Source organism: Erwinia sp. MYb416 (assembly GCF_037479575.1).
Lineage (GTDB): Bacteria > Pseudomonadota > Gammaproteobacteria > Enterobacterales > Enterobacteriaceae > Erwinia > Erwinia rhapontici.
Genome location: NZ_JBBGYT010000441.1, coordinates 74,604 through 99,222 on the forward strand (window position 1 = coordinate 74,604; position 24,619 = coordinate 99,222).

General features: G+C 56.1%; 21 protein-coding genes. 10 read left to right on the forward strand and 11 right to left on the reverse strand.

Annotation, left to right across the window (positions count from 1 at the left end; all coding sequences use genetic code 11):
* Positions 1–31 precede the first annotated feature (31 nt).
* Genes WH277_RS23780 through WH277_RS23795 form a run of 4 tightly spaced genes read right to left on the reverse strand, consistent with a single transcriptional unit; the run spans position 32 to position 4,653 of the window.
* Positions 32–877, reverse strand: coding sequence for an SMP-30/gluconolactonase/LRE family protein (locus WH277_RS23780; protein ID WP_259152041.1), 846 nt, complete (start codon positions 875–877; stop codon positions 32–34).
* Between the two features lie 10 nt (positions 878–887).
* Positions 888–1,988: an ABC transporter substrate-binding protein gene (locus WH277_RS23785; protein ID WP_133842614.1), complete on the reverse strand. Its 1,101-nt coding sequence runs from the start codon at positions 1,986–1,988 to the stop codon at positions 888–890.
* Complete coding sequence (locus tag WH277_RS23790) at positions 1,985–3,085, reverse strand: ABC transporter permease (RefSeq protein ID WP_133842613.1); 1,101 nt, start codon at positions 3,083–3,085, stop codon at positions 1,985–1,987. Before WH277_RS23790 ends, WH277_RS23785 begins: the two co-directional genes overlap by 4 nt.
* Before the next feature lie 41 nt (positions 3,086–3,126).
* Positions 3,127–4,653 (reverse strand): sugar ABC transporter ATP-binding protein, encoded by a 1,527-nt coding sequence (locus WH277_RS23795; RefSeq protein WP_133842612.1) that lies wholly within the window; start codon positions 4,651–4,653, stop codon positions 3,127–3,129.
* Between the two features lie 335 nt (positions 4,654–4,988).
* On the opposite strand from WH277_RS23795, the gene WH277_RS23800 reads away from it, so the two are divergent.
* Positions 4,989–5,801, forward strand: coding sequence for an IclR family transcriptional regulator (locus tag WH277_RS23800; RefSeq protein WP_212813367.1), 813 nt, complete (start codon positions 4,989–4,991; stop codon positions 5,799–5,801).
* A 327-nt stretch (positions 5,802–6,128) separates the two neighbouring features.
* On the opposite strand, the gene WH277_RS23805 is transcribed toward WH277_RS23800, so the two are convergent.
* Complete coding sequence (locus WH277_RS23805; protein WP_339507196.1) at positions 6,129–7,037, reverse strand: LysR family transcriptional regulator; 909 nt, start codon at positions 7,035–7,037, stop codon at positions 6,129–6,131.
* A 95-nt stretch (positions 7,038–7,132) separates the two neighbouring features.
* Here WH277_RS23805 and WH277_RS23810 point away from each other — a divergent pair, with 95 nt between their 5' ends.
* Together WH277_RS23810 and WH277_RS23815 are read left to right on the forward strand one after the other, a co-directional pair.
* On the forward strand, positions 7,133–8,197 hold the full coding sequence (locus tag WH277_RS23810; RefSeq protein ID WP_133842609.1) for an SDR family oxidoreductase: 1,065 nt from the start codon (positions 7,133–7,135) through the stop codon (positions 8,195–8,197).
* 140 nt (positions 8,198–8,337) lie between these two features.
* Positions 8,338–9,117 (forward strand): L-threonylcarbamoyladenylate synthase, encoded by a 780-nt coding sequence (locus WH277_RS23815; protein ID WP_133842608.1) that lies wholly within the window; start codon positions 8,338–8,340, stop codon positions 9,115–9,117.
* Positions 9,118–9,539: 422 nt separating this feature from the next.
* Here the strand turns inward: WH277_RS23815 and WH277_RS23820 are convergent, their stop codons facing one another.
* Positions 9,540–10,433 (reverse strand): LysR family transcriptional regulator, encoded by an 894-nt coding sequence (locus WH277_RS23820; RefSeq protein ID WP_133842607.1) that lies wholly within the window; start codon positions 10,431–10,433, stop codon positions 9,540–9,542.
* A gap of 137 nt (positions 10,434–10,570) precedes the next feature.
* On the opposite strand from WH277_RS23820, the gene WH277_RS23825 reads away from it, so the two are divergent.
* Both WH277_RS23825 and WH277_RS23830 read left to right on the forward strand, forming a co-directional pair.
* Complete coding sequence (locus tag WH277_RS23825) at positions 10,571–11,872, forward strand: 3-isopropylmalate dehydratase large subunit (protein WP_259152034.1); 1,302 nt, start codon at positions 10,571–10,573, stop codon at positions 11,870–11,872.
* A 2-nt stretch (positions 11,873–11,874) separates the two neighbouring features.
* Positions 11,875–12,420, forward strand: coding sequence for a LeuD/DmdB family oxidoreductase small subunit (locus tag WH277_RS23830; protein ID WP_339507201.1), 546 nt, complete (start codon positions 11,875–11,877; stop codon positions 12,418–12,420).
* Between the two features lie 56 nt (positions 12,421–12,476).
* Here the strand turns inward: WH277_RS23830 and WH277_RS23835 are convergent, their stop codons facing one another.
* Positions 12,477–13,103 (reverse strand): LysE family translocator, encoded by a 627-nt coding sequence (locus WH277_RS23835; protein WP_133842604.1) that lies wholly within the window; start codon positions 13,101–13,103, stop codon positions 12,477–12,479.
* Positions 13,104–13,849: 746 nt separating this feature from the next.
* Here WH277_RS23835 and treF point away from each other — a divergent pair.
* From treF to WH277_RS23850, 3 genes are all read left to right on the forward strand, one after another.
* A complete protein-coding gene (treF, locus tag WH277_RS23840; protein ID WP_259152095.1) occupies positions 13,850–15,484 on the forward strand; it encodes an alpha,alpha-trehalase TreF in 1,635 nt (544 codons plus the stop codon).
* 171 nt (positions 15,485–15,655) lie between these two features.
* Complete coding sequence (locus WH277_RS23845) at positions 15,656–16,435, forward strand: ABC transporter substrate-binding protein (RefSeq protein ID WP_133842602.1); 780 nt, start codon at positions 15,656–15,658, stop codon at positions 16,433–16,435.
* Between the two features lie 3 nt (positions 16,436–16,438).
* Positions 16,439–17,533, forward strand: a complete 1,095-nt coding sequence (locus WH277_RS23850; protein WP_339507203.1) for a DUF2817 domain-containing protein — start codon at positions 16,439–16,441, stop codon at positions 17,531–17,533.
* A gap of 2 nt (positions 17,534–17,535) precedes the next feature.
* Here the strand turns inward: WH277_RS23850 and WH277_RS23855 are convergent, their stop codons facing one another.
* On the reverse strand, positions 17,536–18,315 hold the full coding sequence (locus WH277_RS23855; RefSeq protein WP_159336770.1) for a HalD/BesD family halogenase: 780 nt from the start codon (positions 18,313–18,315) through the stop codon (positions 17,536–17,538).
* Positions 18,316–18,500: 185 nt separating this feature from the next.
* Between WH277_RS23855 and WH277_RS23860 the strand changes: the two genes are divergently transcribed.
* Positions 18,501–19,250 (forward strand): 6-phosphogluconolactonase, encoded by a 750-nt coding sequence (locus WH277_RS23860; RefSeq protein WP_212813361.1) that lies wholly within the window; start codon positions 18,501–18,503, stop codon positions 19,248–19,250.
* Here the strand turns inward: WH277_RS23860 and WH277_RS23865 are convergent.
* The 3 genes from WH277_RS23865 to WH277_RS23875 all read right to left on the reverse strand — a co-directional run bounded on the left by WH277_RS23865 (position 19,247) and on the right by WH277_RS23875 (position 22,568).
* Positions 19,247–19,663: a nucleotide triphosphate diphosphatase NUDT15 gene (locus WH277_RS23865; protein WP_133842598.1), complete on the reverse strand. Its 417-nt coding sequence runs from the start codon at positions 19,661–19,663 to the stop codon at positions 19,247–19,249. The genes WH277_RS23860 and WH277_RS23865 overlap by 4 nt on opposite strands.
* A 104-nt stretch (positions 19,664–19,767) precedes the next feature.
* Positions 19,768–20,952: an alpha/beta hydrolase-fold protein gene (locus WH277_RS23870; protein WP_159336776.1), complete on the reverse strand. Its 1,185-nt coding sequence runs from the start codon at positions 20,950–20,952 to the stop codon at positions 19,768–19,770.
* 38 nt (positions 20,953–20,990) lie between these two features.
* Positions 20,991–22,568, reverse strand: coding sequence for a carbohydrate porin (locus WH277_RS23875; protein ID WP_133842596.1), 1,578 nt, complete (start codon positions 22,566–22,568; stop codon positions 20,991–20,993).
* A gap of 484 nt (positions 22,569–23,052) precedes the next feature.
* Here WH277_RS23875 and hglS point away from each other — a divergent pair, with 484 nt between their 5' ends.
* Positions 23,053–24,387, forward strand: a complete 1,335-nt coding sequence (gene hglS, locus WH277_RS23880; protein WP_159336777.1) for a 2-oxoadipate dioxygenase/decarboxylase HglS — start codon at positions 23,053–23,055, stop codon at positions 24,385–24,387.
* Positions 24,388–24,619 lie beyond the last annotated feature (232 nt).

Sequence of the window (24,619 nt, forward strand, 5' to 3'; positions counted from 1 at the left end):
CCGTAGGGGCGAGGCATGCCTCGCCCGGCCGTTAACCGATGATCACCCGGTACAGCGAGGTGGTCGCAGTGATATACAGCTCGTTACCGTCCGGGCCGCCGAGGGTGCAGTTCGACACCCGTTCCGGCACGGGGATCTTGCCTCGCGTCTGGCCCTGGCTGTCGAAAATAATCACCCCATCGGCGCAGCTGCAATAAAGGTTGCCGCGGTTATCCACGCAGAAGCCATCCGGGAAACCGGGGGCGACCTCGGCAAACCACCGCCCAGCGCCCAGCTCCCGTCCCTCGACCGGATAGACCCGCAGCTGACGGCGGCCCAGCGTCGGGAAGTCGACGATGGACATATCCGCCGCATACAACAGACGCTCGTCGGGCGAAAAGGCCAGCCCGTTGGGGCGTTGCAGATCGCTGGCGGCGATAGTCAGTTGTCCGCTGGCCGGGTCGAAGCAGTAGAGGTAACAGCCGATCACCTGGCTGTGCGCGTGATAACCCTCGTCGTCACTGACGATGCCGTAAGGGGGATCGGTGAACCAGATCGTTCCGTCGGATCGCACCACCACATCGTTCGGCGAGTTAAAGCGTTTACCCTCGACCTTCTCCACCAGCAGTGTGACGCTGCCATCATGCTCGGTACGGCTGATAGCACGGCGGCCATGCTCGCAGCTGACCACCCGGCCCTCATTATCGCGGGCGTTGCCGTTGGCATAGTGCGAGGGTGAACGCCAGAGACTCACCTCACCGTTACGCTGCCAGCGGAACATGCGGTTGCCTTTCACATCGCTGAACACCACGGCGTCCTGCTCTGGCAGCCACACCGGTCCCTCTGCCCATATCGCCGGGGAGCAGAGCGTTTCCAGCCTGAGATTATCGGTCTGCATAACGCCTCCGTTACTTCACGCCCCAGATGGTTTTGTAGTGTCCCTGATAGTCGTTCTGCGGGTCGTAATGGTTCTGCGGACCGCCGTCACTGCCAATATTTTCTTTGGTGATCAGGTGCGCGGGGGTGACGTAACCTGACGGCGGCTGCCCGGCAAAGGCGCGGTTAAACTCATCCAGCAGCTGCCAGCCGTGCAGTTTCAGCGGCTCGGCCACGGTGCCGATCTGGCTGTCACCGCTGCGGATACGCTGGAAGGCAGAGATTGAGCCGTCCCCGGCGGAGATATTAAACGGCGCATTTTTACCGCCTTTACCGGCGGTTTTCAGCGCGGGGGCCATAAAGTCAAAGTAGAGATCGTTGATTGCCAGCGCGTACTGGAACTTATCGCCGTACTTCTGCAACAGACTGAAGGTCATGGAGGGCATGCGGTTGGCGGTGTCGGCCAGCGGCGTATCGATAAACTCCACCACTTTACAGCCGCTGCACTTCTCAATTTCCTGCTTCATCGCATTGGCCTTATCCAGTGCGATTTGGTAGAGCGAATCGGTGAAGATCAGCACCTGTGCCTTGCCGCCGGACTGTACCACCGCATACTGCGCGGCGAGGCGGGCCACTTCGTTGGAGTCAGAAGTGATGTTGGCGACCACACCGTATTTAGCAATCGGCCCTGGCTGAGGTTCCGCGTGCCAGGCCATCAGCACGATTTTTTGCTGAAGGGCTTTTTTCAGCGGAATTTTGGCAACATTCGGATTCCAGCCGCCAATCACGATGCCGTCCGGGCGCTGAGCAATGGCCTGGTTCAGCGCGGCCAACTGGTCTTTTACCGAGCCGCCACCGTCGAGGGTTTCCAGCTTCCAGCCTGCGGCAGCGGCGGCTTCACTCAGCCCCTGCTGCACGCCCTGTACGCCGCCATTTTTCATATCCGAGGCGATAAAAATCACCTTCTTATTCTTTTGCAGGACAGGCCCGGTGGTCGGGCCGTCCCACTCGGTGACGCTGGCCGTGGCTTTAGTAATGGCGGCGGTGGCCTGATCGAGGTAGCTGTCGGCCCAGGCGGGCAGCGAACCTGCCAGCAGGGTGCCAAGGGTCAGAGCAAGAAGATGACGTTTCATAGGGTACTCCCTGGAGTGATGGTTTTCTGGTTATTGTCAGGAGTGGTAGCCGGGGTGCTTTGACTGCGCACCACGGCCTTTTGGTTCAGCATCCGGCGGCGCTGGGCGTAACCGGCGAGGGTAATGGAGAGCAGTAAAGTGGCACCGTTAAACAGCGGCTCTACCCAGAAATCGCCGCCGAACTGCTGGATACCGGCGATGCCGATCGCCAGGATAGCAATCCCCACCACGGTGCCCCAGACGTTGACGCGGCCCGGACGGATGGTGGTGCTGCCGAGGAACGCGCCCACCAGGGCGGGCAGCAGGTAATCCATACCCACGCTGGCCTGGCCGACACCCTGTTCAGCAGCGATCAGCACCCCGCTAAACCCGGTCAGTACGCTGGAGGCGATAAAGGCACCGATAGTAAATTTGTTGACGGCAATACCGTTGAGCCGTGCCGCTGCCGGGTTGCCGCCGACGGCATACATGCAGCGTCCGAGCGGGGTGTGTTCGGTGATCAGCCACAGGATGATGGCTACCGCCAGCACGTAGAAGGCACCCACCGGAATACCGAAGATTTCGGTATGGTGCAGGGCGGTGAAGGCATCCGGCAGATCGCCGACAATCTGGCGGCCGCCGGAGTGCCACAGTGCCACGGCATACAGCACGGTGCCGGAACCGAGGGTGGCAACGAAGCTGTCGATATCGGCCAGCGCTACCAGAATGCCGTTCAGCAGCCCGTAGAGCGCGGAAATCGCCAGCACGGTCAGCACCGCCATCTGCCAGGAGAAGCCATATTCCACCTGTAAGGTGATGGCGAGGATATGCCACAGCACAATACCAAAGCCGACGTTAAGGTCGATTTTGCCGACAATCATCGGGATGGTGGCCGCCAGTGCCAGCAGGGCGATTTTGGCTTTACTGGCGAGGATCGCCTGCAACGTCAGCATGCTGGCGAATGACGGCGAGAGCACGGAAAACAGCAGAGTAAGCAGGATGCACAGCAGTAGCAGACCGTAGCGGGTGACGATTTGCATCGACCATGCAGCGGCACCATGCTCGCCAAGGCTGACCCGCTGTTCCAGCGCGGTCGATTTCACGGATGTTTTGGACATAACAGCTTCTCCTGCCACCTTCGAAGGGTGGCGTTGACAATTCAGACGGTGGCGACAGGGGTTTCGTGACTGGCCGAAGCCAGTTCGAGCAGGTTGGCAAACGTGACCTGGTCATTTTTCAGTTCGCCGACCACCTGACCACGGTTAAACACCAGTGCGCGGTTGCAGATATGGGCGATCTCTTCAAAGTCATTGGAAATCACCAGCACCGCAATGCCGTCGGCCAGCGCTTTGTTCAGCAGGTGATAGATCTCTTCGCGTGCGCCGACATCGACGCCTGCGGTGGGGTCTTCGAGGATCAGCAGCGGGGCATTGAGGTGCATCCAGCGTGCCATGACGACTTTTTGCTGGTTACCGCCGGAGAGGGCGCTGATATCCAGGTTGACGTCTTTCGGACGTACATCAAATAACTGCACTTTCCACCAGCTGGCGCCGATTTCAGCCCGGCGACCGTAACGTGACAGCAGCGGGTGGCCGCTGGCACAGGGGTTAAGAAACAGGTTTTCACGCACGCTCATCGACATCACCAGGCTTTCTCCGGTGCGGTCGCCCGCCACCAGTGAGACACCCGCGGCCATGGCCTGCTGTGGTGACTGGGCGTGATAGTCTTTATCGCGAAACGTCATGGTGCCACCGCTGCGCTGGCGCAGGCCGAACAGCAGGCGGCCAATTTCTTCCTGTCCGGCACCGCGCAGCCCGGCCAGTGCCAGCATTTCACCGGGTTGCAGGCTGAAGGACACCGGGCCGACCTCATCAATGCGCAGCTGGTTGAGCGTCAGCACTGGAGGTTGCCCTTCAGGCAGCGCTTCGCGCTGATCGCCGTCGATGGCTTCCCCGACGATCATTTCGACGAGGTTGCGCAGGGTATATTGCGCCGTCATGCCGCCCGCCACGCGTTTGCCGTCGCGCATCACGCAGACGCGGTCGGCAATCTCAATCACTTCATCCAGGCGGTGGGTGACGTAAATCATCCCGACTTTTTTACTTTTCAGGCGGTTGATCACGCTGAACAGATGGCGCACATCGTTGGCGGGCAATGAGGCGGTGGGTTCATCCAGCACCAGCACTTCGGCATTGACCGCCACGGCGCGGGCAATCGCCAGCAGGGATTTCTCAGTGCGCGACAGCTCAAACACGCGGGCGTCCGGGTCCAGAGCGATGCCGACTTCATCCAGCGCAGCACGTGAACGTTCGCGCACCGCCCGCCAGTCAATCAACCCCAGACGACGGGTAAACCCCATCACCAGTGCCATATTTTCGGCCACCGTCATCCACTCAATCAGCCCGAGATCCTGATGGATAAAGGCGATGGGTTGCTGGCGGGCCGTTTTTAAACTGGCGGCAGAGGCGATACTGGCGTTTTGAAAGCGAATATCACCGCTGTCACGACCATAGACGCCCGCCAGCACTTTGATCAGGGTGGATTTTCCGGCACCGTTTTCCCCCAACAGGGCGACCACTTCGCCGGGGAAAACCTCCAGACTGACATCGTTGACGGCAATATTGCCACCGAACCGTTTGGTGATATGGCTCAGCGTAAGAACCGGTGTACCGGGTGTATGCTGCATTACAGCCTCCTGCAACTCCTGGTGAGCATCAACAGCGGCGACAGCAAGAAAAAACACCGCAATATTTCAATATGCGAAATCAAGTTTCAAAAATACTATTCTCTGTTGGAACGGAAAGCAAAGATGTGACGGTTTTATTTATTGTTTAAAAACAATACTTTGTTTTTGATGTTGTGGAATTGTGATGAATAGCTCACTTCTGGATGGGCGTTTTTTGGCAGATTTGTCCCTCATAAAATGCACTGAAACGTCGTTCCATATTCACAGTACGGGATGCATGGGTTACCATCTGGCAACTCCCCGGACGGGGCGCGGGAAACTTAGAGGAAGCGTGGATGAGCGTAAAAGCGGATAGCGTGAAGGATGATAAGAAAGACAAGCCGCTGGGGACGCAGAGCCTGTTTCGTGGCCTTCAGTTGATTGAACTCTTAAGCAACTACCCTAACGGTTGCCCGCTGGCCCATCTCTCGGAGCTCTCCGGGATGAACAAAAGTACCGTGCACCGACTGTTGCAGGGGCTGCACAGCAGCGGCTATGTGACACAGGCACCGTCGCCGGGCAGCTACCGGTTGACCACCAAATTTATCTCTGTCGGGCAGAAGGCACTTTCATCGCTCAATGTGATCCACGTGGCGGCGCCGCATCTGGAAAAACTCAATCTTGAGGTAGGGGAAACGGTGAATTTCTCCAGTCGGGAAGATGATCATGTGATCCTGATTTATAAGCTGGAGCCGACCACCGGAATGATGCGTACCCGTGCTTATATCGGCCAGCATATGCCGTTGTACTGTTCGGCGATGGGCAAAATCTTTATGGCCTGGGGCAGCGAAGAGTATCCGGCGCACTACTGGCAGAGCCATCAGGACACCATTCAGCCCCTGACAAAAAACACCATCATCACGCTGCCGGAAATGCTGGAAGAGCTGAAAAATATTCGCCAGCAGCAGACGGCGATGGACCGCGAAGAGAACGAGCTGGGTGTCTCCTGTATTGCCGCTCCGGTGTTTGATATTCAGCAGCGGGTGCCGTATGCGGTATCCGTGTCCCTGCCGACGGCGAAACTTCAGCAGATTGGGGTGAAAAAACTGATGGCCCCGGTGGTAGCCACCGCGAAAGCGATCTCTGCTGAATTGGGTTTTCACGGGTAATACGAATATAAAAAGCGGGGGCTGTGTCACTGGCTGACCGAAAAAGAGAGTCAGCCACTACGGGTCAGATATTCATATGTCGTAGGGGTCGATCATCTTTTCCGATCGACCCGTGCTGATGATGTGTACCACTGTCCGGGTTCGTGTCACTGGCCGACCGAAAAAGAAGGTCGGCCACTACGGGTCAGATATTCATATGCTGTAGGGGTCGATCATCTTTTCCGATCGACCCGTGCTGATGATGTGCACCACTGGCGGGGGCCGTGTCACTGGCTGACCGAAACAGAGGGTCAGCCACTACGCGTTATGGGATCCCTCAGGGCACTTTTATCCAATCCTCAACGTCTCCAGTGCACTCAGCAGCGCATCGACCTTCGGCGTGAGCTGTTTTCTGCGTGGCCACACCACATACAGCGGCAGGCCCGGCACCGTCAGTTCCGGCAGGAATCCCACCAGCTCACCGCGTGCCAGTTGTTCTTCCATCAGCCAGGTCGCCATCTGTGCCACGCCCAGCCCGGCCATCACTGCTGAACGCTGCGCTTCGCCATCCCCCAGCGCCATCCGGTGTGGCACGGTGCGTGTGGTAATGCGGCCATCCGGCGAGGTGACATGCCACGGGCTGGTACTGCCGTCGATGCGGTCATACACAATCGTCCGGTGCTGCTCCAGCGCCTCTAACGACTGCGGTGTACCGTGCTGCGCCAGATAGTCAGGCGAGGCGCAAAAGATCAACTGCTCGCAGCCGAGATAACGCACCGCCAGCGAAGGGGGATAACTGCCTGGCCCGCCGATGCGTACCGCGACATCCACGCCCTCTTCAAACAAGTCAACAAAACGGTCCGAGAACGACAGGTTAAGCTGCATGTCCGGGTGCTGCTGGCAGAAGTGATTGAGCAGCGGCATGACATGCAGCCGGCCAAAGGTATGGGGGACGGCAACGCGCAGACGGCCCACAGGAATGGTACGCTGAGCCGCCAGCACCGATTCGGCTTCGCTCAGCTCCCCCAGCACGCGGGTACAGGTGTCGTAATAGGCCTGCCCGGCATCGGTCAGTGCCAGGCTGCGGGTGGTGCGCTCAAACAGCCGTGAACCGAGGCGCGCTTCCAGCCGTGCCACGCTTTTACTTACGGCAGAACTGGTCAGATGCAGCCGTTCGGCGGCGGCGGTAAAACTGCCGCTCTCCACCGTGGCAACAAAGGCGGTGATGCCTTTCAGGCGATCTTCAGATGAGGCCATTCGTTCCTCCTGTTCATGAATACTGTGAATTTATACCTGAGATGAGAATTTAATTCTCTATTAAGCTGGAGGCATTACTGAACAGGAGAGAAATTATGCAACAACGAGCTTTGATTGTCGGCGTCAGCGGCGTCACCGGAAGTGCCCTGGCAGAACGCCTTCTGGCGCAGGGTTGGCAGGTTTATGGGTTATCACGCGGCCGCACGCCGGTCACCGCCGGGGTCACTTCGCTGACCGCCGATTTGACGGACAGCGCATCCGTCCAGGCCGCACTGAAAGAGGTGGTGGTCGATAAGGTGTTCTTCAGCGCCTGGGCACGTCAGGAAAATGAGAAAGAGAATATCCGCGTCAACGGTGGCATGGTGCGTCATGTCCTGGATGCACTGGGCGACACCCTGAAAGGGGGCCATGTGGCGCTGATCACCGGGCTGAAGCACTACCTGGGTCCGTTTGATGCCTACGGTAAAGGCAGTGTGCCGGTGACCCCGTTCCGTGAGGAGCAGGGACGTCAGCCGGTAGAGAACTTCTACTACGCGCAGGAAGATGAAGTCTTTGCCGCCGCAGAAAAATATGGCTGCACCTGGAGCGTTCATCGCCCGCATACGGTGATTGGTTTCGCGGTGGGTAATGCCATGAATATGGGGCAGACGCTGGCGGTGTACGCCACGTTGTGTAAAGCGAGCGGTCAGCCGTTTGTCTTCCCGGGTTCACAGGCGCAGTGGCAGGGCGTTAGCGATATGACGGATGCCCGCCTGCTGGCCGACCAGCTGATTTGGGCCGCCACCACGCCTTCGGCGCAAAACCAGGACTACAATGTGGTCAACGGTGATGTGTTCCGCTGGCAGTGGATGTGGGGCGAAATCGCCGGATACTTTGGTCTTGAAGCCGCGCCATTCAACGGCGAGCAGCCGCTGGAAGGACGTATGAACGACGCCGCTCAGCAGTGGCAGGAGATTGCCCAACAGCACAACCTGAAAGAGAGCGACGTCACCAAGCTGGCCTCCTGGTGGCATACCGATGCCGATCTCGGTCGCCCGATGGAAGTGTTTACCGACGTCAGCAAAAGCCGCAAAGCCGGGTTCAATGGGTATCAGCCAACGCGCGAAGCCTTCTTTGAGCTGTTTGACCGGCTGAAAGCAGAGCAGTTAATCCCACGCTAACAGGCAACGGTTGTTTCCTCCGGGAAACAATCATGGCTTTTTGATGTTTATTGTTGCGCTAAAAACTGGCTGTGGCAGGATGGTTTCAACGGGTGATTACCCACTTAATTTGAACCGAATCTGAACGCAAAGGTGCTGTTATGAACGATAAAGTGGTTAACTGGAATGGTGGCTTACAGCCGGAAGCCGTGAAGATCCTGTCTGCTAACGGCGGCATGATCGTCTGCCCGACCAAAGTGGGCTACATCATCATGACGTCTGATGCCAAAGGTCTGGAGCGCAAGTTTGACGCCAAGCAGCGTAACCGTAACAAGCCAGGCGTGGTGCTGTGTGGTTCTCTGGAACAGCTGAAAGAACTGGCCCAGTTAAACCCTGAAATCGAAGCGCTGTATCAGCAGCACTGGGACCAGGATGTTCTGCTGGGCTGCATCCTGCCGTGGAAAGAAGAAGCGGTGGCACGTATCCCGGATGACGGTTCTAAAGAGCTGATGATGGACCGCCGCCAGACCAGCTGCTTTGTGATTAAGTTTGGCGTACCTGGCGAGAATCTGGCGAAAGAGCTGTGGGAAAACCACGGTAAATTCTCCTTCGCCAGCTCCGCGAACCCATCAGGTAAAGGAAACCGTGGCCTGGTAGAAGGCATTGGCGAGCGCATCGAAGCGCATGCAGACCTGATTATTGCTGCCAACGACTACGTGAAATCCATCCAGCCAAACGAGTCTGAAAAGACTCGCTACGAGCAGGGTGTGATGGTCGCGATGGTTGACGATAACGGCAAACTGGTGCCAGAGCAGAAAGGCGAGCGTAACATCACGCCATGCCCGGTGCTGATCCGTAAAGGTCTGGATGTGGATAAGATTATGTCGATCATGTCTGACATCTTTACTACCTGGGATTACCGTCACGGCAACTATTATTAATTTTACCCGTCATAATTGACGCTACAGCAGCGTTGGCTTCATGTGCTCACCCCGGTCACTTACTCCAGTAAGCTCCCGGGGATTCACGCATTCGCCGCCTTGCTATAACGCCAATTATTTAGGGTAATTTATCCGTCATACTTGACGCTACAGCAGCGTTGGCTTCATGTGCTCACCCCGGTCACTTACTCCAGTAAGCTCCCGGGGATTAACACATTCGCCGCCTTGCTATAACGCCAATTATTTAGGGTAATTTATCCGTCATACTTGACGCTACAGCAGCGTTGGCGGCGCTCACTTACCCCAGTCACATAGTTATCTATGCTCCTGGGGATAAGCAAGCTTGCCGCCTTGCTGTAACGCCAATTATTTAGGGTAAAATAATATCCTCGGTATATTCTATTGCTTTCCGTCTGCTATTGTTATTTCTTTAACGCCTTCTGCAAATCCTCAATAAACAGTCTCACGCGCGGTGAAATAAAATTATCACTTTTCACCAGAACGTATGACTTATAAATATCCATTTCCCAGTCGGGTAATAACTGCACCAGTTCCCCACGGGAAACCGCTTCCTGTGCAATATAATTAGGCAGATAGGCGATGCCGGTTTGTGCCACGGCTGAGTTTAATAAAGCGATGCTGTTATTAGCGCGAAAACGGCTGCGGACTTCAATGTCTTTCTTCTGCTTCTCTTTACGGAACGGTAATGAAATCGTATGGGCTGGGCCGCGAAAAAGAATAAAGTCATGGCGCGGCAGATCGTCCGGGCTGGCAATAGGAGCGATATTTTTCAGGTAATCCGGGGCAGCATACAGCCCCCAGGCGATGTCCATCAGCGGACGATAATGGCGGTGGTCGGGTAATTCGCGCGTGATGGCAATGGCGATATCACAGCCATCATCCTCCAGATTGACCGCGCGATCGGTCAGGTCGAGATCGACACTGACGTGGATATTGCTGGCGACAAAACTGTTCAGCGCCGGAACAATACACTGACAGCCAAAGGTGACCGGGGCCACCACGCGCAGGCTGCCGGTCGGCTCTTCGTGGAACTGGCGGATAAAAAGATCGGCGCTTTTCACCTCATGCAGGATGCGGTAACAGTAGTGATAGTACGTCATCCCGACTTCGGTGACCTGAATCCGCCGGGTGGTGCGTTGCAACAGTTTTGCCCCGAGGCGCACTTCCAGCGCCGAGATCTCTTTACTCACCGAGGATTTTGCCAGCCCCAGCGCTTTCGCGGCTTCGGTATAGCTTAACGTTTCCACCACTTTGGCAAAAATAATCATCCCGTGCAGGTTTTCAAAATCGCTCATTATTATCCCGGATTGTTCTGAGGCGGAAACAATAGAGGATATTAGCATATTCCCCGTTTACCGCGCAGAGAAAAACGGTAAGGTGATTAAAATTTATTTACTTTCAATGGCCGAAATATCACGCAGAGATAAATAGCATGGGGCAGACAATCAGTCAGAAAATACTCGCTCGTGCCAGCGGGCGGGAAACCGTTACGCCTGGAGAAATAGTCTGGGCAAAAGTGGATATATTAATGTCGCACGATCCCTGTACGCCGGGTGTCGCCAGCGTATTTAAAAAAGAATTTGGTGAACAGGCGAAAATATGGGATGCCGACCGTTTTATTCTGATTCCGGATCACTTTGTTTATTCGGCTGACCCGCAGGCTAATCACAATATTCGTGTGATGCGCGAGTTCGCTCAGGAGCAGAAAATTAAATACTTCTACGATGTTGGTACGCCACAGTATAAGGGCGTTTGCCATATTGGCCTGGCCGAAGGTGGGCATACCCGGCCCGGTGAGGTGTTACTCGGCACCGATTCCCATACGGTTACCGCCGGAGCTTTTGGTTGTTTTGCTGTCGGGCTGGGCATCACCGATGCGGCCTATGCGCTGGGGACCGGCGAAATCCCACTGAAAGTGCCCACCACCATCCGGGTTAACTATCACGGCACGCTGCCGGCGCATGTGCAGGCAAAAGACCTGATCCTGGCGCTGCTGGCTGAGCTGACGGTGGAAGGCGCAACCTATGAAGCGATTGAGTTCGGCGGCAGTGTCATTGATGCCCTGTCGGTGGAAGAGCGTATGACGATGTGCAATATGGTCGTGGAGTGCGGTGGAAAGAACGGCATTATGGTGCCGAACGCAGCCACGCTGGCTTATCTGGCGGAACGCACCGATATCCCCTTTAGTGTGGTGACGGCCGATGCGGATGCGGACTATAGCCGGGTGGTCGAGTTCGATGTGACGTCCATGCAGCCGCTGGTGGCAAAACCGCACTCACCGGATAACGTGGTGTCGATTGATACGCTGAAAAATGTCGCCATCTCTCAGGCCTATATTGGTTCCTGTACGGGCGGCAAGCTGGCGGACTTTGTCGCTGCTGCACAGGTGATGAAGGGGCGTAAAGTAGCGATCCCGACCTTTGCCGTTCCGGCCACTAAAGAGGTGTTTCATCGCCTGATCACCACGCAAATTGCAGGGCAGTCGGTGTATCAGATCCTCACCGATGCCGGCGTGCAGCTGTCGTCAGAAGCGGGCTGCGCGGCCTGTTGCGGCGGCCCGGCCGATACCTTTGGTCGCGTGCATCAGCCGATTTCAGTGATCTCCACCACCAACCGTAACTTTGTTGGCCGCATGGGGCACAAGCGCGCCACTATCTATCTGGCCTCCCCTTATGCTGTGGCGGCGGCGGCGGTGACCGGCATGATCACCAACCCTGTTGAATTCGGAGTGTAAGCATGGAATCGATCATCAGCGGCGCGGTATACGTGCTGGGCGACAATATTGATACCGACCAGATTCTGACTGCCGAGTATCTCAAAGTGAATCCTTCGACGCCGGAGGGCTATGCCCAGCTGGCCTCACTGGCGATGTGCGGTCTGCCGGAAGGCGCACTACCGTTTATCGATGTGCAGAGTGGGCGCTCGGCTTACCCGATTATTGTGGCGAGGAAAAATTTTGGCTGTGGTTCATCGCGTGAGCATGCCGTGATGGCGCTGGGGGCCGCCGGGGTGCAGGCCGTGATTGCCCGGTCTTATGCGCGCATCTTTTTCCGCAACTGTGTCGCGACCGGAGAGTTGCTGCCCGTTGCGACCACCGCAGCGCTGTATCAGCAGCTGCAAACTGGCGACCGGGTGAGTATTGATACCCGCAGTCAGACGGTGACCGTGCTGGCAACGGGCGAACAGCTGGCGATTGATCCGGTGGGGGAGCTGGCGAATATCATTGATGCGGGCGGGTTGTTTGCCTATGCGCGCGCCAGTGGGCGCATTCGTACAGGGTAACGGAGCAGAGCAACGGGCGAAGCCTGCACAGCGGCTTCACCCGGGAGCTGGCAGGATTATTTCGCTGAAATCGCCAGCGCGCCACCGGCAAAGACAAACAGGCTGCCGGTAGAACGGTTGAGGATGCGCAGACGACGTGCATTGGAGAACACCCCTGACAGGCGGCGTCCGGCGCAGGCATAGCTGAACATAATGCTGAGATCCAGCACCGCCCAGGTGATGGCCAGCGTGGCAAACTGCGCAGCATGTGGCTGGCTGGCATCAACAAAGTTCGGGAACAGTGCCGCGAAGAACAGCAGATCTTTCGGGTTACTGATACCGACCATAAAGCCTTTGCGGAACAGGCGTAATGCGCCCGGCGCCTCTTCCAGCTCCACGGCATTCACCGCAGCAGGCTCGCTGTTATCACGCCAGGCCGCAATGCCCAGCCAGATCAGATACGCGGCACCGACCACTTTTAGCACGGTAAAGGCGGTGGTAGACGCCGCCAGGATGGCACCCAGCCCCAGCGCAGAAGCGGTCATCAGCATCATGGCGGCCAGCACGCCGCCCGTCACCGTTGCCAGTGCCTGTTTACGGCCATAGCGCAGTCCGTGGGTCATGCTGATCAGGGCCGAAGGGCCGGGGATGGCAATCAGTGCGGCAATCACACCGGTATACGCCAGCCAGAGTTGAAGCGTCATTACATAATCCTTTCTGGTTATCACCCTCAGCCTGAGGGCGCCGGGTCTGTTCTTTTCGTCAAATTACGAAGGTGCAATAGTTTATTTTCCCGGCAATGAGAAGTAAATCACAGTCGGGAAATATTCCTGTGACGAGGCCTGTCAGCGATTCAGTACAAGCTCCCCGAACCCCGGGTTTCAGGCGAAAGCGGCCGTTGAGTGGGATAAACACCGCAACGGCCTCCAGCCGATCTATCCACTGCGTGCGAGCGTGTGCAGTCACCGTGGATAAAGCATTTTCCATCAGGGCTCTCTCTGGGTATTGTCTGAATTAGACAAAAAATGCCCCCATACTTAACTTTTACAAGCCCGTAACATTGCAGCGCGGGCTCAACAGGCACAGCCACACATCATGGGTAAGCGGAAAAATACGCTAATCTTCTGTAAGCGTTGAAGAATACTGTTAAAAACGCCAGAGAAATCATTTTTGCCTTTTTTGGCCACCAGCGTCGTTAAGCTGCTGTAATTTAGCGATTAATGAACACTATTTTAAAAAATAAATAGGCAGTCAGAAATGAAGGGGAAACGGCAATTTTCATTTTTATTGTCAATGAATTTGGCTTATTTTTCTTTCTGTTTATTTTTTGAAATATTTCTTCATTAAGAGTAATGGAAACATCGGGTTGCGTGCTGAGACTACGGTACTATAATAAGTCTCTTAATCCACCAGCGACTTTGCCATAATATTTAGGCATCAGGAGGTTCTTATCACTTTCAACCAAAATGAAGCGATGATTGACAATAACCCTACTGAATATGAAGCCTGGTACGATGATTATGAGGCTGGGCCTGATTCCGCGGTCGAGCCTCAGCCGGAGCCGATCCGTGGGCTACCCGCGTCCGATATTCTCACCCCTTCAGACCGCTATCAGGAGCTGTTCGAAGTGGTGCAGATGTCGCGTATTTTTTCCGACAGTAAAACCTTTGCTGACTGTGCGCCAAGGTTTGAACCGGAACGTATTCTCTTTCGTTATTATATGGCGCGTGAGCGGGATGATTTTAACCTGCTGGAATTCGTGCTGGAAAATTTCGAGCTGCCACGTGTCCATGACAGCCGCTATGTTTCCGACCCGGAAAACAGCATCGAACAACATATTGATGCGCTGTGGCCGGTATTAACCCGCCAGCCGGAAAAGCATTGCGAGTTTTCATCGCTGCTGCCGCTGCCGAAACCCTATGTGGTGCCGGGCGGGCGATTTGGTGAAACCTACTACTGGGATTCCTATTTCAGCATGCTGGGCTTTGCCGCCGCCGGGCGTGGCGATCTGATGCATAACATGGCCGACAACTTTGCGTGGATGATTGATAAATACGGCCATATTCCTAACGGTAACCGTACTTATTACCTCAGCCGTTCGCAGCCGCCGGTGTTTGCCATGATGGTGGAGTTGTTCGAAAAGAATGATATCCATGAAGCACAGCATTACCTGCCGCAGTTGAAAAGCGAGTATGCGTTCTGGATGGATGGCCAGGACGATCTCTCCCCGAATCAGGCGTATCGCCACGTGGTGATGCTGCCCGATGGTTCGGTGCTGAACCGTTACTGGGATGACCGTGATACGCCGCGTGACGAGTCCTGGCTGGAAGACGTGGAAACGGCACGCCAGTCATCGCGTCCGTCCAGCGAAGTGTACCGTGACCTGCGTGCCGGCGCGGCATCCGGTTGGGACTTTACCTCGCGCTGGCTGGCTGAGCCAGGCCGTCTGGAAAGCATCCAGACCACCAGTATTGTGCCGATCGACCTGAATGCGTTCCTCTACAAGCTGGAAACCACCATCGCCCGATTGTCGGCCAGCAAAGGCGAGCAGGAGACCGCAGACCGCTACCAGCAGCTGGCGCTGCGTCGCCGTGAGGTCGTAGATAAGTATCTGTGGGAAGAGGAAACCGGCCTGTACCGGGATTACAACTGGCGTGAAGGGGAGAAAGCCGCGTTCTCCGCCGCGGCGGTCACCCCGGTGTATGTGGGAATGTCCAGCTATGAGCAGGCCACGCGTACGGCGAAAGCGGTGCGTGACTATCTGCTGGCACCGGGCGGTATGCTGTGCAGCATGGAAGTGACGGGTGAGCAGTGGGACAGCCCGAATGGCTGGGCACCTATGCAGTGGCTGGCGGTAAAAGGCTTCAGCAGTTATGGCGAAGAAGAGCTGGCGAAGGAGATTGCCACCCGTTGGCTGACGACCGTCGATACCACCTGGCAGCAGCATCACAAGCTGGTGGAGAAATACAACATCAGCGGTGATGCCGCGCTGCTCGGTGGCGGTGGTGAATACCCGTTGCAGGACGGCTTCGGCTGGACTAACGGTGTGACGCGCCGTCTGCTTGAGTTGTACCCACGCAGCTGAGATCAGAGGGTGGCCGCCCGGCCACCCTCATCGACGTTTACCCGACAACACCTCGTATTATAAAACTGGCTTATTAACCCCCGCCTGCCATAAGACAAAAGCCTTATTTCTCCATGAAAAATCATGCTATTACTTGGGGATAACCCGCATGATGATCCCGGAGATCCTGAAATGAAAAAACTGACCCTGACCGCGCTGGCTTTGCTGGCGGGGTTTAGTGCTTCTGCCCTGGCCGCAGAAGAGCTGCGTTTTGGCGTTGACCCGACGTTCCCCCCCTTTGAATCCAAGGCTGCTGACGGATCGCTGCAGGGATTTGATATAGATATGGGTAACGCCATCTGCCAGCAGATGAAAGTGAAATGTGTCTGGGTACAGACCGGTTATGACGGCATTATCCCGGCGTTACAGGCGCGCAAGTTTGATGCCATCCTGTCAGCCATGGCGATGACTGAAAAACGTCGTGAGCAGGTGGCGTTCACCGACATGCTCTATAACACCCCGAGCGCGTTGCTGACACGTAAAGACAGCAAGCTGATGCCGGAACTGGCATCGCTGAAAGGCAAGACCGTTGGCGTGGCGCAGGGCACCACGCAGGAAGGCTTTGCGAAAAGCGTCTGGGGCAGCCAGGGTGTTCAGGTGGTGAGCTATCCAAACCAGTCGGAAATTTATCCGGACCTGGCGTCAGGGCGTCTTGATGCCACTTTCACCAGTGCAGCAGCGGCTGAGTCCGGCTTCCTGAAAACGCCGCAGGGTGCGGAGTATCATATCGCCGGGAAACCGCTGTATGACCCAAAATACTTCGGTGAAGGTGTCGGGATCGGCTTGCGTAAAGATGACGGTGCGCGCATTGCCAAAATTAATGAAGCGATGGCTGAACTGCACAAAAATGGCACCTACGATCGTCTGGCGAAGCAGTATTTCAGCTTTGATGTTTATCACCGCCCGGAGTAAGCGATGACGTTAACGACACTGCCTGACTTTCGCCAGCAGCGCGCACGCTTTCTGGCAGCAGTGGGGGCGCTGGGAGGCGCTGTTACCTGCTACCCACACCCGCTGAGCGGCCCGCAGGGCGAGCCGCTGTCGACCGATGTGGCGGTGATTGGCCGCGCGGATGCCCCGCAGTTGATGCTGGTGGTTTCTGGCACCCACGGCGTGGAAGGGTATTACGGCTCCGACAGCCAGATCGCCTGGCTGGAAGCGCTGGATGGCAGCACCCTGCCGCAGGATGTCGCGCTGGTGCTGGTGCATCTGATCAATCCGTGGGGTACCGCCTGGCTGCGGCGGGTGAATGAAGACAACGCCGACCTGAACCGTAACTTTATCGACTTCTCGGGAGCGGTACCGCCCAATCCGGCGTACCCGGCGCTGCACAGTATTTATACCTGCCGTGACCTGGACGGATCAGAGCGTGCGGCAGCCGATGTGCAGATGGCACTGAAGTGCGCGGAGATCGGCTGGGGTGGCGTAAAACGTATTGTGGAAGCCGGGCAGTATCAGTTTGCTGACGGCATCTTTTACGGCGGCAGCGAGGCCAGCTGGTCTCAGCAGATCCTGCGGCAGATTATCGCCAATCATCTGCAAATGGCACGGCGTATTATCAGCTTCGATCTGCATACCGGGGCCGGGGCTTACGGCCATCCCATGCTGCTGGCGATTGCGCAGCGCCCTTACCCGGCGCTCGATGAAGCGAAACGTCTGTTTGGCGAGTGGCTGACGGTGATCATCACCGGGGACAGTGGGGAGAGTGACACCGGTGTGACCGCCACAGCCACCGGTTATTTGTCACAGTTTATGCTGGATCAGCTGCCGGAGACTGAACTGCTTCAACTGGTGGTGGAGTGCGGAACTTACGACGGTCGTGATATGCACCGTCGCGTGCGCGACGACCACTGGCTGCATCTGTACGGTGACCTGGACAGCGAGCAGGCATTACAGGTGAAACAGCAGCTGTTTGAAGGGTTTTACCCGGCCGATCCGGACTGGCGGGCGCTGGTTGCAATGCGCACCCGACAGATTTTCCAGCGCGGCTGGGAAGCATTACAGCAGTGAGATCACAGGCGCCCGTAGAAGGTCATGCGGGCGCTTTCTGACAACGACACATCCGGCTGGGCATTGTACGCCAGCACCACCAGCATACGTGTCGTATCTCCTTCCGTTGGCGTCACGCGGTGCAGGGCATTCCGCCCCCTGAACAGCACCAGATCCCCCGGCTCAATGGCCAGTTTCTCTACCGGATGCTCACCGTCCAGCACGGCACCCACACCGCTGTAGTTCATCTCTCCGGCTTCCGCATTACGCAGATGGCTGACGTATTCAAATACCCCGCCCGCTTCGGGTTTCTGAATCAGCAGTGTGATAGCGAAGGAGGAGTTGTCAAAGTGCCAGCCCAGCTCCTGCCCGGCATGTGCATAGTGCAGGTTAATCGACGACAGGTTGTCGGCATACGGGAACAACTGTTGCTCTTGCAGCACGCCGCATAGAAACGCCTTGAACGCGTCCGAGTCGTACAACGTACGCAGGGCCGAGGCCGCCGGGATCTCTTCATCGGTAATACAGCCTTTCGAGGAAACCACCTGGCGGTTACGCGGGTGATCGGCGGCAAAGGCATCGTCCGGTTTCTGCAAATAGACGTTATGCTGGCTGCTGGCATAAAACGCCAGATGCTGGTTATCGTCCCCTTCCTGCTTGATTGCGGCCAGCGCGGCAGGGGTTAAAAAACCTCGCAGTACCAGCGCGCCGCTGGCAGCTAGCTGCTGCTGGCATGTTGCTGTGTAACCGGCATCGGTAATCGGGTGAGCACTCAGGTTAAGCAGGGAAGCAAGAGGATTCATCAGGGTCTCGTTGGCAGAAAAGCAGGTTATTCACTGTACGATGCCGTTGCGCGCTCTACTACTGATTTCTCGGACTTTTTAGCGATAAAAACCCAAGAGAATTATCCCTTTAGTTATTATTGTTGCAGTGGTTATCAGAAGCATTCATCTTATTGTCATCCGGTCCGTAACAAGGGAATGAAAAAATGAAAATACGGTTATTCGACGATCATGAAGCCCTGAGCCAGCAGGCCGCGGCAGATATTTTTACTGAGCTGAATCAGGGAGGACGTTGTAATTTCGCCCCGACAGGCGGTTCATCGCCGCTGCGGCTGTATCAGCATCTGGTCGCACGGTTACAGGCAGAAAACGCCGGACAGCAGGTGCACTATTATCTGCAGGATGATGTTCCGCTGCGCGGTCGTGAGCAGCAGCCAGGGGTGATTTATCAGCATATTGACCGACATCTGCTGACCCCGGCGGGCATCCCGCTACAACGCATCCATCCGTTAACCCTGGCCAACGTTGCGCAGCAGGATGCCGCGATTGCCGCTGACGGCGGGCTGGATCTGCTGCTGCTGGGGGTGGGGCAGGATGGACATATTGCCGCGAACCTGCCGGGCACGCCGTTCGACACGCTGACGCGTGAAATTGAGGTCGATCGCTGCCACGGTGTACTGATGGCGGCTTTAGTGCAGGAAGTGGGATCGGAGGAAAATGTTCCCGACAGCTACCTGAGCTTTGGCATTCACACTATTATGCAGGCGAGGCATATCAGGGTGCTGATCAACGGTGAGAATAAAGCCGAGATAGTCCGGCGGATGCTGATGGAGCCCCCCGTGGAAGCGTTGCCTGCTTCTGTATTGCAGCGCCATGCCAACTGCACGCTCTATCTCGACGCGGCCGCCGCACGCCTGCTGGATGCGGACTGGCTGGCTGAACGAATGGAACGTTAATGCCCGCGGCTGAGGGTGACCAGATCAACCTGTTTCAGTAATGAACTTAGTGGGGCGAACAGCGGCTGCGGCAGTGCCGCCGGATCGCACCACTGCCAGCCTTCACATTTGTCCGGTTCGCGACATTCCGGTGTGCCAGTGGCGTGGTAAGCCAGCATAAACAGCGTGACATAGTGCTTCTGTTCTGCCGGAAAAATATCGTTGGTAAACGGTCCGGTGACACAGTCACCAATGACTAGTCCGCACTCTTCCAGCGCTTCACGTTCCGCACACTGCTGCGGTGTTTCCCCAAATTCAAGGTGCCCACCGGGTGCAGACCAGTCGCCTGCGCCGTGGCTGCCTTTACGCTTTCCCAGTAATACTTGGCCATCACGGAAAATTAAGACTCCGACGCCAATACGTGGTGGTGACATGCTTCTGCCCCTCAGTCATTCAGGCGGGCCACCCTGGTGTGACCCGCCTGAAAGCGCAATATAAAGCAACACTCCCTGTTTGTGAAAAGAAACGCGATAGCCGCTTAACGGAACAGTTTCTGGACAAACTCCGCGTAGGCCGGTCGCCAGACATCCATTTCGTGCCCCAGCTTCGGCCAGGCGTGATAATCGAACTTCACCCCTTTCTCTTCAAGCGTTTGCTTCAGCCCGGCGATATCTTTACCGGTAATGGTGTCATTCTCGCCAACCACAACGGTAAAGTTTTTCAACTGACGGTTAATCTGATCCGGTTTTTCCAGCTGTGCCGCCACCTTGTCATTCGGAACAGTGGTGGTGCTCACACCGCTAAGAGTCGCCAGCGCACTGAAACTGTCCAGATGACTGAGACCCGACACCAGCGCCTGATATCCTCCCTGCGACAGGCCCGCCAGTGCGCGTCCGTTCGCATCATGACGGACATTAAAACGCTGGTTTATCAGCGGGATAATATCGTGGATCAGTTCACGGTCAGCCGCCGCCGCATTCAGCGGGTAGAACAGCTTACGGCGCTCCTGCGGCACGTACTCTTCCGGCGTGGTGGTGGCGGTATCGGTTTCGGTATCCGGGATCACCACCAGCATCGGTTTGATTTTTCCCTCTGCCAGCAGGTTATCCATCATTTCCGGCACACGGCCCTGATCGATGGCCGAGCGCAGACTGTCACCAAAGCCATGATAAAAATAGAGCACCGGTAGCGGGGCGCCTTTTCCGTCGTAACCCGGCGGTGTCCAGACCGCGACCTGACGCTCGCGCTTCAACTGGGGTGAGTGATAAGTCAGCGTACGCAGTTCACCATGAGGCACATTGCGCACATCGAGAATGCTGCCCGGCACCAGGATCAGGCTGGTGTTCACCTGGCGCTGGGGTTTGGCATACGCCGTACCGGTATCGATACTGCGGAAACCATCAACACTGAAGAAGTACTCATACAGATTCGGTGCCTGCACCGCTGAGCGGAAACTCCAGACCCCGCTGGCGTCCTTCACCATCGGATGCGAGACATAGCTATCCGGCGTGGCCCCGGTAAACACCGAGACTTTTTGCGCCTGCGGTGCGAACAACCGGAAGGTGATGCTGTGGTCAGCATTCACCTGGGTCACGTACTGATTCACCGCCCGGTCCTGCGGCGGGAATACAGGGAAATCAGCGGGCAGCGTCGCGGAAAAGGCCGGGAGCGATGCCCCCAGTACCAGGCCTGAGAGCAGCAGTGCAACGGCAGACTTCTTCATCAGTTACTTCCTTATCGGTTAAGAAAATCAGGGGCAGATTACCACCAGACTTCCGCCTGAACGCCCAGCGTGAACTGATCGTTTTTGCTGTCCTGGAAGCTGTAATTTGACAGCTCATTATCCAGTACATGCAAATACGTACCGTAGAAACGGATCTCCGGGCGTGAGTTCAGGATGCTGGTATCGACTTTCAGCGCGTGATACAGCGTCGTTTTATAGCCAGATTCTTTCAGATTCTCACCTGACTGCGTTTTGTTGGTCTGAGTAAACCAGCCCAGTTCCACACCGGTCTGATTGTAGCTGTCCCAGATCCAGGCCGGGCGCACCACGGTACGCAGGCTTTCGAAATCGCTGTGTGAACCACTTTCGTAGCTGTAGACATCGTTACCGCGTGAGTAGACCAGCGCATTCGCCATAATGATCTTATCGCTCAGGTACATTTCACCCTGGGAGATGGCGCGGAACGCGGTGCCGTTAGTGTGGTCGCCATAATAGTAGCCGTTATAGCTGACATTGGAGCTTGCACCGTTGTAATTGGCGAAGCTGCTGGCGAAGGAGTTGTTACCGGCCTGCAGGCTGAAGTCGTTAAAGCCTTTGTTGTAGAGCTGCTGGCGCACGATGGCGGTGGCCAGCCATGCGTCTTTCAGCGTATAGAAGCTGTTGCTGTCTTCATTGTTTTTCTGCTCGTCGGTTTTATTCGCCATCGAATATTTACCCATCATGGTCAGCGTTGCGCTATCCCACAGTGGCAGATCTTTGTAGCGGACCTCGACAGAGTTGGTATTCATTTGCGTCTTATTGGCGAGATCGCGCGAGTAAACGTCGATATCTTCACGGGTCAGTGACAGATCAACCTTGCCCGGTCCGGCCGCCAGGTTTTCAATACCTACGCCGCCGCCGACGTCGGTGCGCACGCTTTTCCAGTCGAGCATCTGGATTTCATAGACCGGCAGGGTATGTTTACCCACCCAGAAGTCAGCTTCGGGCGCAAACGGCAGGAAACCTTTGGTGGTCAGGTAGATATCGGAGAACTGCAGCAGGTTTTCATTGCCGGTGTTATCGCCAAACCAGCCGGAACCATACTGCTGGCTGACGTTACCATCCAGTTTGACAATGGCTTCGGCGGTTTTTCCATTCTGGTTATACACGCGCTGTTTCAGCAGTAAGTCAAACCAGCCGCTGTGCTCATTACCAAAGCGCCCGACGGAGCCGATAGCATAGGACTGTGGGGAGCCGTTGTTGCCGGTTGCCCAGCCGCTGCGCAGGTAGCCGGAGTAGGTGAAGCCGATATCATCTTTCACATACTGGCTGATGTCTTTCAGAGTGACTGGCTGGCTACTTTCGCCACCCGCAGAGGTGCTGGCGACGTCAACCGTAGAGCTGGCGCTGACCGCGACAGGGGCGGCATTCGGCGTGCTGGCGGGCGCCGCACGTTTAGCCATAGCGGGCTGCTCATGCTGTGCTTTATATTCGCTGAATTCCGTTTGGGTTCGCTGTAACTCTTTTTCCAGTAATTCCAGACGCTGTTCCAGCGTTAATTTAGCGGCAAGAACATGGTTTGGAAACAGTGCAGAAGTAATAAGAACGGCTATTATTTTTAATGAGTGTTTTTTCATTTTTTTAGTTTCCCAGGTGTTGCATGATAAATAAAAGGCATGCGGAATCCCTGCCAGTCGTACCGCTAACGGGCATAAAATTGAGAGTGGGTGCGAAAGCAGACAACACTCTTTAAATCAACGATTTGTTTTTATTTTTTTTCTTTTATGAATACCATTCCTCTTATATTTTCTTGCTGCCAACTTTTCTGAAGGCAAAAAAAAACCTGAATAGCTTTTCTTTCCGCTTTTTCAGCAAGAAGAAAAACGCTTCAGGTTTTGCCTGCCAGCCCGTTAGCGGGCAAACAGTAACAATCCAGAGTGTTTGTTAACGAAATACGGTATGAAATATTTCGTAATAAGAAGATTTTGTCTCAATTATGGCTGCGGCTGCAATGACATTTTCATTCTCTGTCTACAATCTGTGATGAAACTAACACTTAGCCACCGGAGCCATCGCTATCCTTCCTGTGGGATGGTGAACAGGACACTCAGGAGAGCCGCAATGAGTCACAGAGTTATCAGCGCAGACCGTATTCGTGACCGCTTTTCCAAAGCGATGTCGGCGATGTATCAAAAGGAAGTTCCTCAATATGGCACGCTGTTGCAGCTGGTGCGCGAGGTGAATCAGCAGGCATTGGCGCAGCATCCTGGCGCATTGAATGCAGATCAGTGGCCCCAGGAAGTGAATCGCCTGAGCGTGGAACGCCACGGCGCCATTCGCGTGGGGACGGCGCAGGAGCTGGCCACTCTGCGGCAGCTGTTTGCCGTGATGGGGATGTCGGCGGTGGGGTATTACGATCTCACGGCGGCCGGGGTGCCGGTGCACTCCACCGCGTTTCGCCCGGTGACGGAAGAGGCACTGCAAATCAATCCGTTTCGCGTGTTTACCTCACTGCTGCGGCTGGAGTTGATTGAGGATCCGGCGTTGCGCCAGCAGGTGAGTGAGATTCTGGCCCGGCGCGATATCTTCACGTCGCGGCTACGCGAATTGCTGACGCGATGGCAGCAGCAGGGCGGTCTGGACGATGCGCAGGCGGACGAATTTGTGCAGGAAGCGCTGGAAACTTTCCGCTGGCATCATCAGGCTTCGGTCGACCTCCGTACCTATAACACGTTGCTGGCACAGCATCGTCTGATCGCCGATGTGGTGTGTTTCCGTGGGCCGCATATCAACCATCTGACGCCGCGCACGCTGGATATCGACCTTGTACAGCAGCTGATGCCGGAATATGGCATCACGCCGAAAGAGACCATCGAAGGCCCGCCTGCACGACATTGTCCGATCCTGCTGCGGCAAACCAGTTTTAAAGCGCTGAATGAAGCGATTGATTTTACCGACCAGACGGCGGGTACGCATACTGCCCGTTTTGGGGAAATTGAGCAGCGCGGCGTGGCGCTGACGCGCAAGGGGCGCGAGCTGTATGATCGCCTGCTGCGTGAAGCCTCAGCGGAAAAACACGGGGATAACGACAGTCATCAGCGTCATTTGAGCGCGGTATTTAACGCCTTCCCGGATGATGCTGACCAGTTGCGTCAGCAGCAGCTGGCTTTTTACCGTTATCGTCGTCATCCGGAAATAGCCGCATTACCGGGTGACGATCTGGAGAGCCAGATTGCCCGGGGTGCGGTCATTGCCGAACCGATTATCTACGAAGATTTTCTACCGGTCAGTGCGGCCGGGATTTTTCAGTCGAATCTGGGGAGCGACACGAGCAGTATCAGCAGCGGTAACCCCAGCCAGGCGGCGTTTGAGCAGGCGCTGGGGGCTCAGGTGCTCGATGAGTTTACGCTGTATCAGCAAGTACAGCAGGATTCCCTCGATCGCCTGTTCCTGTAAGGCCTGACTCTCTGTTTCGGTCAGCCCCCTGAGTGCTCCCGAGAAAAATGACCAGGGCGTTATTGCGGGCAGCCTGTTAACCGGTTCCCGGAGGAAGGGCTGCTTGCTGCACCGGCATAAACACGTCCCTGTGGCCTGGCGGCCGGCCTTCCCTGGCCGGCAGCCTGCTGCAATCAGCCCTTCCTCCTTCACCTGCTGGCATTTGCGTGGCTGTTTTTAAAACCCACAGCGG